The sequence below is a fragment of the Epibacterium sp. HA2-3 genome (assembly GCF_055693725.2).
Genome location: NZ_CM172490.1, coordinates 1,722,407 through 1,738,460 on the forward strand (window position 1 = coordinate 1,722,407; position 16,054 = coordinate 1,738,460).

Sequence of the window (16,054 nt, forward strand, 5' to 3'; positions counted from 1 at the left end):
ATGAGCGTTATCGTAACCGACACGGGCTTTGCCCATGACGACTGGACCGGCGGCTTTGAGGGTGCAAATGTGCTTGATCTGGCCTCCGACACAGACCCTGCCACGCTGAGGGACCAGCTGGACGGCGTCGAGATGATCCGCGTTGATTTTCCCTCTTTTGCGGATGGGCGCGGGTTCACCATTGCGCGCATGCTGCGCCTTATGGGATATGACGGCCGTCTGCGCGCCAAGGGTCATGTGATCTCGGATCAATATGCCATGGCGCGCCGGGTGGGATTTGACGAGGTGGAAATCTCTGACGATCTGGCCACCCGCCAGCCAGAAGGCGAGTGGCTTTTCCGCGCCAACTGGCAGAGCCACAACTACCAGGCCCGCCTGCGCGCGCATTCCAACGCCGCGCGCTAAGCCAGCCCAAAGACCCGTCGTCAGCCCCCTGCCCCAGCTGCGCGCGCAGTGGACCGCGTAGGGGCACCCCAAGGGCCCGTTCTGCGCAAGAGTGTCGCAGGAGGGGTTCCCCTGACCTAGATCAAAGATTAATCAGAGGTGCCGGTTTATCCCACCGGCAGAGACATGATGAACGAGATTACGCCCGTGAGTGAGCCTGTGACCGAAGCCGCCGCGCCTGCAAAGGCCAAACCCGCCCTGACCGACGCCCAGACCGTGACGCAAGTGAAACACTGGACCGACCGGCTGTTTTCCTTCCGCTGCACCCGGCCTGCCTCCCTGCGGTTCCGATCGGGCGAGTTTGTGATGATCGGCCTGATGGGCGACCCGGACCCAAAGACCGGCAAGCAAAAGCCCCTGCTGCGCGCCTATTCCATCGCATCGCCCTCCTGGGACGAGGAAATGGAGTTCTACTCCATCAAGGTTCAGGACGGCCCGCTCACCTCGAAACTGCAGCATATCAAGGTCGGCGATGAAATCATCCTGCGCCCCAAACCGGTGGGCACGCTGGTGCACGATGCGCTTTTGCCCGGCAAGCGGATCTGGTTCTTTGCAACCGGCACCGGTTTTGCGCCCTTCGCCTCCCTGCTGCGCGAGCCGCAGACCTATGAGGACTATGATGAGGTCATCATCACCCACACCTGCCGCGAGGTAGGCGAGCTGACCTATGGCCGCGAGCTGATCGAGAGCCTGAAGGAAGACGAGCTCCTCAATGAGGTGATTGGCGAAGGATTCTGGAAGAAGATCAAATACTACCCGACCACCACCCGCGAAGAGAGCGCCAAGATGGGCCGCATCACCGACCTGATGCGCTCGGGCGAAGCCTTTGCAGATCTGGGCGTGCCGCCGCTGAACCCGGAAAGCGACCGCGCAATGATCTGCGGCAACCTTGCCTTCAACCTCGAGCTCAAGGATCTCTTCGAGAATACCTATGGCCTGGAAGAAGGTGCCAATTCCAAGCCTGCGCATTTTGTGGTGGAAAAAGCCTTCCTCGACTGAGGAGGCTTTGACAGCGTCTCACAAAAACGCCCCCGCACGCATGCTGCGGGGGCGTTTTCTATTTAGAACAGTGCCTTGCTGACACAGCTCAATAAAAAACGCCCCGAGGAACGGGGCGTTTGGGACGTTTTTCACAAAGCGGTGCGAGGGGGTCAGAGACCCAATGCGGTGCGCGCCGATTGCAGCGCTGCCTTCAACAGATCCGGGTTATCACGTGCCTGCGTGATCGCGGACTTCAGCGCAGTCTTTTTCAGCGGGTCCAACTCGGAGCCCTCGATGAGCTCGATCACACGGTCGTAGTTGAAACCCTCAGGCGTCAGCAGGGCGGCTGGCGTCTCGGCCTCTGCAGCCGCGGTGACATCTGCGGTCGCATCCGCCTCAACCTCAGGTGTAGCAGCTTCGGTGACGGCATCAGCTGCGGCATCCGCAGTGTTCTGCGCCTCTGTGGCCAAGTCCGCCGCCCCTTCGGTTACGGTGCTGACGGCCTCGGATGCGCTCTCCTGCGCGCCCTCAACGGCGTCTGCAACACCGTCCTGTGCCGCCTCGACCGCCGCTACGGCCTCTTCCTCGGCTGCGGCAACGGCAGCTTCGGCTTGTTCCTGAACGGCCTCTACCGTCTCGCCTGCCCCCTCAACCAGGTTCTCGGCTGCTTCAGAAGCTGCATCAGCGGCGTTTTCAACCGCCTCTGTGGCCTGATCTACGGCCGTCTCGGCTGTTTCGGCAATCGCATCAACAGCCTCTTGCGCCTGCTCCTGCAGGTCGCCCGCTTCAGGTTCGCCGGTTTCAACCTCTGCGGCTGCCTCGGTGTCCTCGGTTGTGACTGGGGCCGCTTCATTGGCGACCTCGGCGGGCATATCGGTGACGGGCTGGTCCTCGGGCTGATTGAGGTACCAAACGGCCCCTGCAACCACCACCAAACCAATAGCGGCGCCCACTCCTGCAATTTTCATGGCAATATCCTTCCATGCTGACGTCCCGACGCGGGACGGATTGCAGATGTACTTCTGCTTAATCGAGGGATACAACAAGGGGGAAGTCTTTCGCCGCACTCCCCTCGGCAATGGGCCGCCACCCGTTCCGAGCGCTGCGTGAAAACTCTTGCCAATCGCAAAATCCCTTGTGTTTCCGGCTTGCAAGACAGTCCGACACCGATTAAATTCCCGGCTCAAATTTCTGCAATTATCAAAGGATAGAACCCATAGCTCGCAGACCTCATAACGCGCCGCCAACCCGTGACACTGGCCCGCGCGTCAACGACAAAATCCGCGCTCCCGAAATCCGCCTGATCGGGGCTGAAGGCGAAAACGTCGGCGTTGTGCATCCCGCCAAGGCGATGCAGATGGCCGAAGAGGCCGGTCTCGACCTTGTCGAGATCTCGCCAAACGCCACGCCGCCGGTCTGCAAGATCATGGACTTCGGCAAGTTCAAGTATGAACAGCAAAAACGCGAGAGCGAAGCGCGCAAGAAGCAGAAGATCATCGAGGTCAAAGAGGTCAAGTTCCGTCCCAACACGGATACCCATGACTACGATGTGAAGATGCGCAACGTGATCAAGTTCCTGGAGAACGGAGATAAGGTCAAAGTGACCCTGCGATTCCGTGGCCGCGAGATGGCGCACCAGAACCTGGGACGTGAGCTGCTTCAGCGCGTTGCCGAAGACATCAAGGAACTCGGCAAGGTCGAAAACATGCCGAAGATGGAGGGCCGTCAGATGATCATGATGATCGGCCCGCTTCCGAGCAAGTAATATTCCCTGACGGGGCCCCGCATGACGCAGGTCACTGTGCCCGGTTGCACATAAAAAAAGCCTCCCTTGATACGCAAGGGAGGCTTTTTAGCTTTCAATGATCGAAATCGAGCCTTACTCAGCCCGCGGCCGCAACGGCACGTTTGGTCATCACGGTCACGAGATGCGCGCGATAGTCCTTGGTGCCATGGATGTCGCCGATCATGCCCTCGGCCTCTACCGACAGGCCTGAAATCGCATCAGCGCTGAAAGCGCCCGAGAGCGCAGCCTCCGCCTCGCGCCAGCGGAACACGCCTTCCTCAGAGGCACCTGTGACCGCCACCCGAACACCATCGGCAAATTTCGCGACGAACACCCCGACCATCGCAAACCGCGACGCCGGCTGCAGAAACTTCTGGTAATTCGCGGCCTCGGCCACAGGGAACCGCACCTCGGTGATGATCTCACCTTCCTCAAGCGCGGTGGTGAACATCCCCTGGAAATAGTCATCCGCCGCGATCTCGCGGGCATTGGTCACAATCGTGGCCCCGCTGGCCAGAGCAGCGGCCGGGTAACAGGCGGCGGGATCATTATTGGCAAGTGAGCCGCCAATGGTGCCACGATTGCGCACTGCCGGATCGCCGATCTGACCCGCCAGGGCGGCAAGCGCCGGATAGGCCGCGGCGCCCTCTGCCACCTCTGCGTGGGTCGTCGCCCCGCCGATGGCCAGTTTGCCATCATCTGTCTGACAGATCCCTCTGATCTCCGCGATCCCGCCGAGGCTCACCAGCGTCGAGGGCATCGCCAAACGCTGTTTCAACGTCGGGATCAACGTCTGTCCCCCGCCCAGCGCCTGCGCATCCTCTTCGCTCAGCGCCTGTACCGCATCAGCCACCGTTTCGGGACGTGCGAATTCAAACTCATACATCGCTCTTCCTTTCCGAAGGATCGCCCTTGGGCTCCTTCATCTTCTCATAAATATCCCGGGGGTGCGGGGGCTGGCCCCCGCTCCGCCATCTCAACCTTGCATCGCCGCCCAGACCCGCGCCGGCGTCAGCGGCATGTCGATGTGGGTGACATCCTTCCCGGCAGAGCGCAGCGCATCCACCACCGCATTGACCACCGCTGGCGGAGATCCAATTGCCCCGGCCTCTCCGCAGCCTTTCACCCCAAGAGGGTTATGCGTGCAGGGGGTCTGGCAGGAATGATCCACCTGATAAAACGGCACATCATCCGCGCGCGGCATGGCGTAATCCATGAAGCTCGCGGACAAGAGCTGACCATCCTCGTCATAGACACAGCCCTCCAGAAGCGCCTGCCCAATGCCCTGTCCAATTCCGCCGTGAACCTGACCGTCCACAATCATCGGGTTGACGATATTGCCAAAGTCATCGGCAGCGGCAAAGCGCTCGATGGTGACTTTGCCAGTCTCGGGATCCACTTCGACCTCACAGGCATAAGCGCCAGCCGGATAGGTAAAGTTCGCCGGATCATAGAAGGCCGTCTCCTCCAGCCCCGGTTCGATCTCTTCGAGCGGGTAGTTATGTGGCACATAAGCCGCCAAGGTCACATCGCCCCAGGCCACGGATTTATCCGTGCCTGCCACCGAGAACCTCCCGTCCTTGAGCTCAATATCGGCGTCCGAAGCCTCCATCAGATGCGCCGCGATCTTCTTGGCCTTGCTGATGATCTTTTCGGTCGCGCGCACCATGGCAGAGCCGCCCACCGCCAAGGAACGCGAGCCATAGGTGCCCATGCCCATCGGCGCGTTGTTGGTGTCGCCGTGCTCGATCTCCACCATATCCTCGGGGATGCCGATCATCTCGGCGATCACCTGCGGAAAGGACGTCTCATGCCCTTGCCCATGGCTGTGACTGCCGGTCATCACCACGATACCGCCAGTTGCATTGACGCGTACCGTCGCACTCTCATAGAGCCCTGCGCGCGCACCAAGTTGACCCACGAGGTTCGAGGGAGCGATACCACAGGCTTCGATATAGCAGTTGACACCCAGACCGCGCAGCTTGCCGGTTTTCTCGCTCTCGGCGCGGCGCGCGGCAAAGCCTGCGATATCCGCAATCTCTTCGAGCTTATCCATCGTCGCCACATAGTCGCCGGTGTCATATTCCACCGCCACAGGCGTGGCATAGGGGAACTCGGTGACAAAGTTCTGCCGTCGGAGCGCAATCGGGTCGACATCCAGCTCGCGCGCCGCCTTGTCGATGACGCGCTCCAACTGGAAGGTCGCCTCGGGACGCCCAGCGCCGCGATAGGCATCGACTGGCACCGTATTGGTAAAGACCGCCTTGACGTTCACATAAATGAGCGGCGTCTTGTAGTTGCCCGCCATCAGCGTGCCATGCAGCCAGGTCGGCACCGAGGGCGCGAAGGTCGAGAGATACGCCCCCATATTGGCGTAAGTTTCGGTGCGCAGAGCGGTGAAGTTGTTGTCTGCATCCAGCGCCAGTTCGATCTTGGTCACATGATCGCGGCCATGGGCATCCGACATGAAAGCCTCGGACCGCGAGGAGGTCCATTTTACCGCACGATTGAGCGCCTTGGCAGCAAAGGTGCAAAACGCTTCTTCGGCGTAGTGGAAGATCTTGGAGCCAAACCCGCCCCCCACATCCGGGGCCACCACGCGCAATTTATGCTCCGGAATGCCGAGCACAAAGGCGCCCATCAGGAGCCGGATCACATGCGGGTTCTGGCTTGTAGTATAAAGCGTGCTTTCGCCGGTAGCGCGGTTGAAATCGCCCACCGCCACGCGCGGCTCCATCGGGTTGGCGACCAAACGATTGTTGACCAACTCGAGCGTGGTTACATGGGCGGCCTCATCAAAGGCCTTGGCCACCGCATCCTTGTTCTCTTCGACAAAGCCCCAATCATAACAGAGGTTTGACGTCAGATCGTCATGTACCTTCGGGGCCTCCTCAGCAAGAGCGGCCTTCATGTCGATCACTGCCGGAAGCTCTTCGATCTCCAGTTCGATCGCCTCGGCGGCATCGCGAGCCAATTCGGCGCTCTCGGCCACCACCGCGGCGATCGGATCACCCACATGGCGCACCTTGCCCTGCGCCAGCACCGGGTGGGCAGGTTCCTGCATCACCTCACCAAAGCGATCCGTCACCTGCCAGCCGCAGGGCAGTCCTCCGACGCCTTCGAAATCTGCCCCGGTGAACACCCGCAGCACGCCCGGCATCGCCGCCGCTGCGGCAGTCTCAAGCGAGGTGATCCGCCCATGCGCCACATCCGAGCGCAGGAAATGCACATAGGCCTGACCGTTTACATTGATGTCGTCAGTATAATTCCCGGTTCCCGTCAGGAACCTTACGTCTTCGCGCCGTTTGGTGGCGGCCCCTATGCCGCTTTCCTTGGCTTCAATATCCTTAGGCATAATCCACACTCCTCCCAGAATTGCGAACCGGGCTTTCTCGTCATGCGGCGCGTCGGGCTCCTCTTCCCGCCGCAGCCAGACCAGAACTGATCCGCTGGATTGTCACGGGTTACTTGCAGCCCATCTGATGACAGGCTGTGCTCTCTCTTGGGGCTTATTCCGCCGCGATGGCAGAGACGTCCTGACCGGAGGCGGCCATGATCGCTTTGACGATGTTGTGATAGCCGGTGCAGCGACAGAGATTGCCCTCAAGGTAGTGGCGGATCTCGGCTTCCGAGGGCTTGGGGTTCTCTTTCAAGAGCGCCGCCGCCGACATCACCATGCCCGGCGTGCAAAAACCGCACTGAAGCCCGTGATGTTCCTGAAATGCCGCCTGAATCGCATTGAGCGTGCCGTCGGGTGCGGCTTGACCCTCGATGGTGGCGACCTCGGCCCCTTCGGCTTCCAGCGCGAGCATGGTGCAGGATTTTACCGCCTTGCCATCCACGTGGACAACGCAGGCGCCACATTGGCTGGTATCGCAGCCCACATGGGTGCCGGTCAGCCCCTGCTGATCCCGCAGGAATGACACCAAAAGTGTGCGACCTTCGACATCCCCGGACACGGGGTTGCCATTCACGGTCATCGAGACCTTCGTCATAAATTCCTCCCTAGCTTGAATTCTTTTTATCTGGCTAAACCCAGTTAATCACGGGTCAGCAGATCGCGCGAGGATTTTATGCGACGCGGTTCGGATCCGCCTACTCTGCTGCGCTGCGGCGCGGTCTTGGCCGGGTTGGGATCTCTTTCAAAAGCCCCCCTACCCCCATCGCCGCAATATCCGCCGAGGTCACATCTAGGCCACAGACCACCCGCTCCAGCACCCAATCTGCTCCGTTGAGCGCGGGCGATCGCGCGCAGCCCGGCAGGCCGATCACGGGCTTTTCGCCCAGATGCCCAAGAAACAGCAGATTACCGGGATCAACCGGCATCCCAAAGCGCGTGACCTCCCCTCCCGCCATCCGGAGCGCCTCGGGCGCGACATCCTGCGGATCTGAGGTCGCAGAGCCCGTGAGCACCAAGAGGACCTCCCCCGGAGCGTCCCGGAGTGCGGAAGCGATCTCGGCCGTTCGATGCGGCTTGACCACGCGCGGGCTCAGCGTGATGCCCATCCGATCCAGCCGCCCCGCCATCGCCGCGCGGCCCTTGTCGGATGGAATCTCTTCGGTGATGCGGGTCTCGATCAGGGTCGCGGTGCCAAAGGCCGGCGCCAGCACGCGCATGGCTGCCTTGGCAGCGACTACAGCCTGCGCGAGATGCGCCTCCGGCACCGCATAAGAAATGATCTTGATCGTGGCGACCATACTGTCGGGATCGACGCGGTGATAGTCTGGCACGGTTGCCACGGTGATCATCGGATCTATCCCGTTCACCGCTGCAACCTGCGCCGCATCAAGCCGCACCACCCCCGCGCCCCGCGCATAGAGATTGACGCGCCCCGCGCCCGCACCGGAGATACGCAGCTCTTGACCCTCGGGGTCCGGCACTAAAGCCTGTGCCAAACGCAGCGCCGCGGCATCTTCATGCACATCACCGGGCTCCAGCTGCGCGACGATGATCTCTTGATGCCCTAGCTCCTCGAGATCCTCGATATGATCTGCGGTCAGCTCGGTCCCTTTTGCAATCTTGTAGTCCCGCCTGGAGCCATAGGGACGTGCGGCTGCGCGAATGGAATGTGCCGCAATCGTGCCCAGCGCCACGCGCAAGGGTACGGGTCCGAATTTCATTCCGCCTTGCCCCGCAGCACTGCTGTGATCTCGGCAAGGATCGACACCGCAATTTCCGAGGGGCTGGCGGCGCCGATGTCCAACCCGACCGGGCCATGGATGCGCGCGATGTCAGCAGTGCCAAATCCGGCCTCAATCATTCGTTCGCGGCGTTGCCCGTGCGTGCGTTTGGAGCCAAGTGCGCCGATGTAGAAACACTCTGACCGCAACGCGGCCATCAGCGCCGGATCATCAAGCTTGGGATCATGGGTCAGCAGGACCAGGGCGCAACGGCTGTCAAAGCCGATCTGGGCCACCGCGTCATCCGGCCAATCCTCGAGAATACGCACCCCGGGAAACCGCTCTTCAGAGCCGAAGGCCGCGCGGGGCTCGATCACAACCGGATCATAGCCCGCGATCTGCGCCATGGGGACAAGCGCCTGAGCGATATGGACGGCTCCGACCACGATCAAGCGCAGGGGCGGGTTATGCACGGCAACAAAGGTATTGCCGTCTTCCTCCACCCCGGAGCGATCCATCCGCAGGCGTTCGGGATAGGCGCCCGCCTCGACCAATCGGCCTTTGCCGCTTTTCAGGCTCACTTCATAGGCGACCGCCTCTCTTTCTCTGCGGGCCGTCACCAGCGCGTCGAGCGTCTCTTCTTTCAATACGGACCCCACAGGTTCCAACAGAACCTTGATGGTGCCGCCGCATGCCAGTCCAACCGCAAAGGCGTCGCCATCGCTCACGCCGAATTCCAACAGCTTGTGACAGCCCTGCGCCAACGCGTCCTGCGCCTCAACGACGACGGCGCCCTCGACGCAGCCGCCAGACACGGAACCCTCGATGCGCCCGTCGCCACCGACCACAAGCTGCGAACCGGTGCGCCGCGGCGCGGATCCCCAGGTCTGCACAACCGTACATAGAACAGCGCCCTGACCCGCGCGATGCCATGCAAGGGCCAGTTCAGGGGCCGCGTCAAAACGAGAGAGCGATCCCTCGGCTGCATTGGAGAGTGTGCCAGATGTCATGCCAGCAATTGTCATGTCAGAGATCCCGGTGCCAGTGGCCAATGGTTCGCACAAAGCATGGAGCGACGGGCGCGAAGTGCAAGGCCAAATCGTGCGGCACTGCTGCGCGAGGCGGCTCCAAGACGCTCGCTCACGCGCGTTCCTCCTGCATCATGGCCATCAGGCGCAGCTTTTCGCCAGTGTCATCCGGCCGCGAGAGCGCTTGCGCAAGATCTTCAAGCGACGCAATAGTGTGACCTGCGCGAAAGCTGTCCACATGGGGCAGCATCGCCTGGATGCCGCGGGCGCGTGGCAAGAACCCATCCCACCGGAGCAAAGGGTTGAGCCAGACAAGACGCCCTGCAGAAAGCCGCAGGCGCTGCATCTCCAGCGCCAGGGTCTCTGGGGCGTCGCGGTCCAGCCCATCACTCACTAGGAGCACCACCGCCCCCTGCCCCATGACCCGGCGCGACCAGTCCCGGTTGAAGGCGTGCAGGCACCCACCGATCCGCGTCCCTCCCTGCCAGTCCTGCGCCTCGGCACCCGCCGCCGCGAGCGCCGCATCCACATCGCGTTGCTTCAGATGTCGCGAGATATTGGTGAGCCGGGTGCCAAAGGTGAAACCATGCACCTGCGCCCAGCGCCCCTGCCGCCCGTCAGGGGGTCGATTGGCGACCGCATGCAGAAAATGCAGCACCATGCGGCTGTACTGGCTCATGGAGCCGGAAATGTCGCAGAGAACCACAAGATTTGGAAACCGCTCGGCGCGTTTACTGCGGGCGATGCGCGCGATCTCGCCGCCGGTGCGGCCCGCACCACGCATCGTACGCCGCCAATCCGGCCTTGCGCCTTGCGGCGCAGGTTGATGGCGGCGCGTCTTCAGGGGCGCGATCGGCAATCTCAGTGTGGCAAGCATCCGCTTGGCCTGCTGGATTTCCTCGGTGGTCATCTGTTCAAAATCAAGGGTCTTGAGCCGCTCTTCGGCCGAGAGGGTCATTGCGGCATCGATTTCAATCTCCTCTGCTTCGTCCGTGGCCTCGGGTGACTCCTCGGGATGGTCTGGCAGCTGCCCATCCAGCAATGCCTCGGCAGCACGGGTCTCGGCAGGTTTGGCCGCGCGCTCCTGCTGTACGCCTCGGATCGCGGGCAGCATCGCCGCCATCATATGTTCCAGAAACCGGGGGTCACGCCAGAAGAGACGAAACACCTGCCCAAAGACCACGCGATCTTCGGGACGGGAGACAAAACACGCGTGCAAGGTCCAGTAAAAATCGCGCCGCGACGTGAAACCGGCGGCCTCAACAGCCCTGATCGCATCGAGCACCCGCCCGGTACCAACATTGAGTCCGGCCTTGCGCAGAGCTCGCGCAAAATGGGTGATGTTCGCGGCGAGTTTGGGATCGTCCGAGATCGCAAGCGAGGGGTATTCAACCATCAGCCTCGCTGGGGGCTTTGCCCCCAGACCCCCAGGATATTTGGCGTTAGAAGAAACCTCATGTCAGTGCTCCTGAAGCAAGGAACGGGCCTCATCCAGAAGGCGCTTAGCCTCTGATCCCTGCAGGCGCGCAATGTCATCCTGATATTTCAGAAGTGCGCCCAACGTGTCGGCGATGGACTCGGGGCTGAGATTCACCACATCCAGCGCCAGCAGGCAGTTGGCCCAGTCGATTGTCTCTGCAACCCCGGGCTTTTTAAAGAGATCCTCGGTGCGCAGACTCTGAACGAAGGCGACCACCTGGCGGCTGAGGGCCTCGCTTGCCGTTGGCACCTGAGCCGTCAGGATTTCCAGTTCACGGTCAAAATCTGGGTAGTCCACCCAATGATAGAGGCAGCGCCGTTTGAGCGCATCATGGACCTCGCGGGTGCGGTTCGAGGTCAGGATCACCATCGGCGGCTCCGGGGCCCTGATTGTGCCAAGCTCCGGGATCGTGACCTGGAAATCTGACAGGGCCTCAAGGAGAAAAGCCTCAAACGGAGCATCGGTGCGGTCCAACTCATCAATCAGAAGAATGGGAGTGCCGCGCGCATCGGGTTGCATGGCTTGCAACAGGGGGCGCGCGATCAGGTAGTCCTGCGAGAAGAGTTCGGCCTGCAACGCCTCGCGGTCAGATTGACCCGCGCTTTCGGCCATACGGATCGCCATCATCTGCGCTGCAAAATTCCACTCGTAGACGGCGCTTGCGGCGTCCAGACCCTCGTAGCACTGCAGCCGGATCAATGGCCGGCCCGTCACCGCCGCCAGCGCCTTTGCGATCTCGGTTTTGCCGACGCCGGCCTCACCTTCAAGGAACAAGGGCCGTCCAAGGCGTGTGGAGAGGAACACCACCGTCGCCAGGGCGCGCCCGCAGACATAGCCCGCCTCGGACAGCTCGGACTGAACCGCGTCGATGGATTGAAACCCTGCTGTTGTCATGAGATCCCCCGCCTTGCGCACTGCTCGTCCCAAGAGGGCATGAGGAGCCCTCAGCGTCAAGCAGTGTGACCGCAGAGCGCATGCAACATGTTGGGCGCAAAGCGTGTTCGGCCAATTGACGTCAGCGCATGGAGGGTGCGACAAGGTGCGCGCGCCGGATGACCAAAGCCCCAGCTTGGGGCAGGATCGGCCAAAGACCGCGCAGCGCCGCAGGCACCTGATCCGGGCGCAACCGGCAGGAGCAGAACGAGGGACAGGACAGATGCGCATTACCGCAGTGACCTGCGTCAAGAATGAAGGTCCGTTTCTGTTGGAATGGATTGCCTATCATCGCCTGATTGGCGTGACGGATTTTCTGTTTTACTCGAACGACTGCACGGACGGGAGTGATGTGCTCCTGGATGCGCTGGCGCAACGTGGTGGGCTCAGCCATCTGCCGAACCCGGCCAAAGGGCGCGCCTATCAGATGGAGGCTCTGAAGGACTGCGCCCATCAGCCCGTGGTTCAGCAGGCCGATTGGATCTGGATTGCGGATGTGGATGAGTTCCTCAACATCCATGTGGGCGATCACAGCATCCCCGCCTTGATCGAGGCCTGCCACTCCCCGGCGGCGATCTCTGTGACGTTTCAATTCTTTGCCAACGCCGGGATCGAGAGATTTGAGGATCGCCCGGTGATCGAGCAATTCACCCGGAGCCATAACCCTGACATCTGGTGCGGGGAAACCGCGATCGAAGTGAAGTCCCTGACGCGGCGCGATTTTCCCTTGGGATACTACGGTGCCCACCGTCCCTTTGTCAGCAAGTCCGCCAAGACGCATCCGCGCTGGTGCGATGGCAGCGGCAGGCAGGTCCCGCAAAAGTTTCTGACCGCCGCCAACCCGCGCCGGATCCGCAAGTTCCCCGCCAAAGGCGCGCGGCAGCTCGCGACCCTCAATCACTATGCGCTGCGCTCACTCGACAGCTATCTGGTGAAGAACGACCGCGGCGATGTGAACCGCGAAAACCGTGCCTTTGATGATACCTATTGGCGCGAGCGCAATGACCCGTCCTGGGAGGATCGCTCGATCCTGCGGCTGCTGCCAGACCTGAAGGCTGCGCTTGCCGGGATGAAATCAGATCCCGAAATTGCCCGTCTGCACGACGCTTGCGTCGCCGCGCACCTCGCCCAACGCGATGCCCTGCTGGCGCAGCCCGCGTATCAGGCGATGCGCGCCCAGCTGCAAAAAGCCTCTCCGCTGCCGCCGCAAGAAGAAGCGATGTTGATGCGGCTGGGTCTGATGTGAGGCGGAGGCGATGACTGTGGAGATCATCAATCTGGGACTGCCGAAATCCGGCACCACGACGCTCAAGGACGCGTTGACCCGCGCGGGGTATTCCGTGGCCGATCACCGGATAAAATCCGAAGAAGACCCCGACGACCCCGATGACCGGGTCTTTGTCGGTGACCTGATGTATCAGGGGCTCTATAAATACGGCGATCCGCTGGCGCTGCTCAACACGCATGATGCGCTCACCGAGGTGAGCTTTATCTACGGGGGCAATTCGGTCTGGCCGCAATGCGACCACGCAATGCTTCTGGCGCTGCGCAAGCTGCACCCGAGACTGTGCTTTGTGGCCACACGGCGCGACACCGAGCAGATGGCGCATTCGATCATGCGCTGGAACAACCTGGGCAAGCTGCGGCTCCCGCTCTCGACGGTTCCGGGCCTGCCGGTGGGATACGGGCACGAAATCGACGAGCAGATGATCTGGATCGACGGCCACTACGAGGCGCTGGCGCATTGGTTTCGCAATGACCCGCTGTACCTTGAACTCGATGTCGCCGCGCCGGATGCGCAGTACAAGCTGGCGCGTTTTCTGGGCCGTCCTCTGCCATGGTGGGGTCAGTCCAATATCAATCCAGAAGGGCCCTCCGCGCGCGGGCGCGGCAGACGACAGGACGAGGCAGGCTGATGCGGATCTATCTTCATATCGGGCTGCACCGCGCAGGATCGGAGCGGATACAGGCGGTGTTGGCCGACAAGCGCGACCAGCTGCGCGCACGCGGAATTCTGGTGCCGCGAGCGGCGGGGAGCAAGAACCACACCCGCCTGTTCATGGCCGTGAGCGATCCCGAGCATGTTGACCCGCTGCGCTACAATCGCGGCTTCATCAGTCCGGAAAAACAGGCGGACCTGCGCGCAACCCTGCAGGAGAGCCTCTCGCGCGACATCACCCAGTATCAGCCCCACACGCTCATCCTGAGCGCGCATCAGCTCGGAACGCATCTGTCGCGCAAGAGCGAGCTGGAACGGTTGAAGGCTCTGCTGGCGCCGCTCTCGGATGACATTCGGATCGTTGCCCATGTCGAGGCACAGGCGCGGATGCTCGCGGATGTCTTTGCAGAACAAGTCTTTGAGGGGCGCGCCGCCAGCCTCTCGCGCGAGGTCGAACTGACCCGCGAAGACAGCTGGTGGTCGGCGGCGCTTGACACCCTGCCACCGGTTGATCCGCAGGCAGGTCAGTTCGAGGAAACCCAAGGCGCGCCATTCTGGCTCGATTTCAAGGCCTTGCAAGGATTTTGGGAGGAGGTTTTTGGCGCCGGAACGGTCTCCTTCCGCAGCTACCGAGCAGAGGTCTTTGACAGTGCGGACGTGACGCAAGAGGTCTGTGAGGCCTTTGGCATTGCGGAACAGATTGGCCGGGTGGATCCAGCCAAACGCAGCAGGCCAATCCCCGCCGCCTGGCTCACACGTGGGCGGCAATTCAACGCATTGCTCTTGCGGCTTTTGGCACAGGGCAACCATATCCTGCCACGCAAGCTGTGGCGGCAGATGATCCAGGACCTCAAGGTCGATGGTCCGCCGTTGGACCCAGCCAGACTGGGCGCGGTGACACGGTTTTTTGCGGCCCAGAACGCCCAACTCTGTGCAGAACATGCGGCGCTATCACAGGATGTCTTTGCGATCGAGACCCCCACCGAAGACTGGTCAGAGGCCCCCCCACTACAGGGGTTTCGCGCCTCGCAGTATCTCCTCGCCTTCCTCTACCGGATCGAAAAGGCCACCAATGAAGAGCGCGCCGCACGCGAGGGAGACCTCAAGGCGCACCAGAGCGCGCGCGCGGCGCAGCAGAGTGCAGAAGGTGCCGCCCCCACAGCCAAGGCTCGGCGCCTGATGCCCCCGCTTGCGCTCAAGAATTTTGCGATGCTTCAGGGCTCGACTTTCAAGCCACACGACCGGCTGGGTCGTGTGGATGAGACCGCCGAAAGACCGCCCTACACAGAGGTGCCCCCCCGCATCCTGCCAAAGGGGCAAAGCGGCAATGTCATCGTCGGCTGCATGAAGGATGAGGCCCCCTATATCCTTGAGTGGGTCGCCTATCACCGCATGATCGGGGTGGATCATTTCCTGATCTACACCAACGGCTGCAGCGACGGCACCGCAGAGCTCCTTGATCGGTTGCAGGCGCTTGGCATCCTTGAGCATCGCAACAACGACAATTGGAAAGGCAACTCGCCCCAGCAATACGCCCTCAATCAGGCGCTGAAAGAGCCAGTGATCAAACAGGCCGATTGGGTGATCCACATCGACGTAGATGAGTACATCAACGTGCGCTGCGGCAATGGGACATTGGCTGATTTCTTCGACCATGTGCCAGATGCCACCAATGTCGCGATGACATGGCGGCTCTTTGGTCACAACGGCATCACCACGTTGAACGACCGCCCGGTGATTGCACAATTTGATCGCTGCGCGCCCAAGTTCTGCCCCAAGCCCCATACCGTCTGGGGCTTTAAGACCATGTTCAAAACCATTGGCGCATATCAGAAAATCTCTTGCCACCGGCCCAACAAGCTGGAGGAGGAAAAGCGCGCGCAGGTGAAATGGGTCAATGGTTCTGGTGAAGACATGACCCATGAGGTGATCGACAACGGCTGGCGCAGCTCGAAAAAGTCCATCGGCTATGATCTACTGCAGCTCAATCATTATGCGCTGCGCTCGGCAGAGAGTTTCCTTGTGAAACGTCAGCGCGGGCGGGCGCTGCATGTGGATCGCTCGATCGGGCTCAACTACTGGATCCGCATGGATTGGAACGACCATCGCGACATCACCATCCAGCGCAACCTGCCTAGGATGCAGGCGGAGATGGATCGCTTGCTCGCAGATGAGCCCCTGCGCGCCCTCCACGAGGCGGGGTTGGCGTGGCATCGCGCCAAGGCGGCAGAGCTGCACCAGCAGGAGGAATTCGAAGCGCTTTATCAGCAGGCGCTGGAGATCGACATTCCCGCAACAGAGCGCGTGGCCTGGGCGCTCTCGCTGGATCTGGAGAGCTGACC

Annotated in this window: 14 protein-coding genes; 6 read left to right on the forward strand and 8 right to left on the reverse strand. The window is 61.6% G+C overall.

All coding sequences use genetic code 11. The annotated features are described in order from the left end of the window. Nucleotides 1-405: a DUF934 domain-containing protein gene (locus ACZ1HH_RS08025; RefSeq protein WP_472636332.1), complete on the forward strand. Its 405-nt coding sequence runs from the start codon at nt 1-3 to the stop codon at nt 403-405. A 165-nt stretch (nt 406-570) separates the two neighbouring features. Continuing rightward, complete coding sequence (locus tag ACZ1HH_RS08030) at nt 571-1,443, forward strand: ferredoxin--NADP reductase (RefSeq protein WP_472636333.1); 873 nt, start codon at nt 571-573, stop codon at nt 1,441-1,443. A 152-nt stretch (nt 1,444-1,595) separates the two neighbouring features. On the opposite strand, the gene ACZ1HH_RS08035 is transcribed toward ACZ1HH_RS08030, so the two are convergent. Beyond that, nucleotides 1,596-2,393 (reverse strand): hypothetical protein, encoded by a 798-nt coding sequence (locus ACZ1HH_RS08035; RefSeq protein ID WP_472636334.1) that lies wholly within the window; start codon nt 2,391-2,393, stop codon nt 1,596-1,598. A gap of 335 nt (nt 2,394-2,728) precedes the next feature. Here ACZ1HH_RS08035 and infC point away from each other — a divergent pair, with 335 nt between their 5' ends. Beyond that, nucleotides 2,729-3,190, forward strand: coding sequence for a translation initiation factor IF-3 (infC, locus tag ACZ1HH_RS08040; RefSeq protein ID WP_254658892.1), 462 nt, complete (start codon nt 2,729-2,731; stop codon nt 3,188-3,190). A gap of 118 nt (nt 3,191-3,308) precedes the next feature. On the opposite strand, the gene ACZ1HH_RS08045 is transcribed toward infC, so the two are convergent. The 7 genes from ACZ1HH_RS08045 to ACZ1HH_RS08075 all read right to left on the reverse strand — a co-directional run bounded on the left by ACZ1HH_RS08045 (nt 3,309) and on the right by ACZ1HH_RS08075 (nt 11,734). Beyond that, nucleotides 3,309-4,097, reverse strand: coding sequence for an FAD binding domain-containing protein (locus ACZ1HH_RS08045; protein WP_011539092.1), 789 nt, complete (start codon nt 4,095-4,097; stop codon nt 3,309-3,311). Nucleotides 4,098-4,187: 90 nt separating this feature from the next. Beyond that, complete coding sequence (locus ACZ1HH_RS08050) at nt 4,188-6,566, reverse strand: xanthine dehydrogenase family protein molybdopterin-binding subunit (RefSeq protein WP_416368639.1); 2,379 nt, start codon at nt 6,564-6,566, stop codon at nt 4,188-4,190. Between the two features lie 154 nt (nt 6,567-6,720). Continuing rightward, nucleotides 6,721-7,206: a (2Fe-2S)-binding protein gene (locus ACZ1HH_RS08055; protein WP_416368640.1), complete on the reverse strand. Its 486-nt coding sequence runs from the start codon at nt 7,204-7,206 to the stop codon at nt 6,721-6,723. A 100-nt stretch (nt 7,207-7,306) separates the two neighbouring features. Next, complete coding sequence (locus ACZ1HH_RS08060; RefSeq protein ID WP_472636335.1) at nt 7,307-8,332, reverse strand: molybdopterin-binding protein; 1,026 nt, start codon at nt 8,330-8,332, stop codon at nt 7,307-7,309. Beyond that, nucleotides 8,329-9,342: an XdhC family protein gene (locus ACZ1HH_RS08065; protein ID WP_472637314.1), complete on the reverse strand. Its 1,014-nt coding sequence runs from the start codon at nt 9,340-9,342 to the stop codon at nt 8,329-8,331. Before ACZ1HH_RS08065 ends, ACZ1HH_RS08060 begins: the two co-directional genes overlap by 4 nt. 130 nt (nt 9,343-9,472) lie before the next feature. Beyond that, a complete protein-coding gene (locus ACZ1HH_RS08070; RefSeq protein ID WP_472636336.1) occupies nt 9,473-10,756 on the reverse strand; it encodes a vWA domain-containing protein in 1,284 nt (427 codons plus the stop codon). A gap of 63 nt (nt 10,757-10,819) precedes the next feature. After that, nucleotides 10,820-11,734: an AAA family ATPase gene (locus ACZ1HH_RS08075; RefSeq protein WP_472636337.1), complete on the reverse strand. Its 915-nt coding sequence runs from the start codon at nt 11,732-11,734 to the stop codon at nt 10,820-10,822. Between the two features lie 262 nt (nt 11,735-11,996). Here ACZ1HH_RS08075 and ACZ1HH_RS08080 point away from each other — a divergent pair, with 262 nt between their 5' ends. Genes ACZ1HH_RS08080 through ACZ1HH_RS08090 form a run of 3 tightly spaced genes read left to right on the forward strand, consistent with a single transcriptional unit; the run spans nt 11,997 to nt 16,052 of the window. After that, nucleotides 11,997-13,019, forward strand: coding sequence for a glycosyltransferase family 2 protein (locus ACZ1HH_RS08080; protein WP_168610564.1), 1,023 nt, complete (start codon nt 11,997-11,999; stop codon nt 13,017-13,019). Between the two features lie 10 nt (nt 13,020-13,029). Then, nucleotides 13,030-13,689 carry a sulfotransferase gene (locus ACZ1HH_RS08085; protein WP_011539100.1) on the forward strand — a complete coding sequence of 220 codons (660 nt, stop codon included), beginning with the start codon at nt 13,030-13,032 and terminating at the stop codon, nt 13,687-13,689. Further along, nucleotides 13,689-16,052 (forward strand): glycosyltransferase family 2 protein, encoded by a 2,364-nt coding sequence (locus ACZ1HH_RS08090; protein ID WP_487320235.1) that lies wholly within the window; start codon nt 13,689-13,691, stop codon nt 16,050-16,052. The genes ACZ1HH_RS08085 and ACZ1HH_RS08090 overlap by 1 nt, the downstream gene beginning before the upstream one ends. The last annotated feature ends 2 nt before the right edge of the window (nt 16,053-16,054 follow it).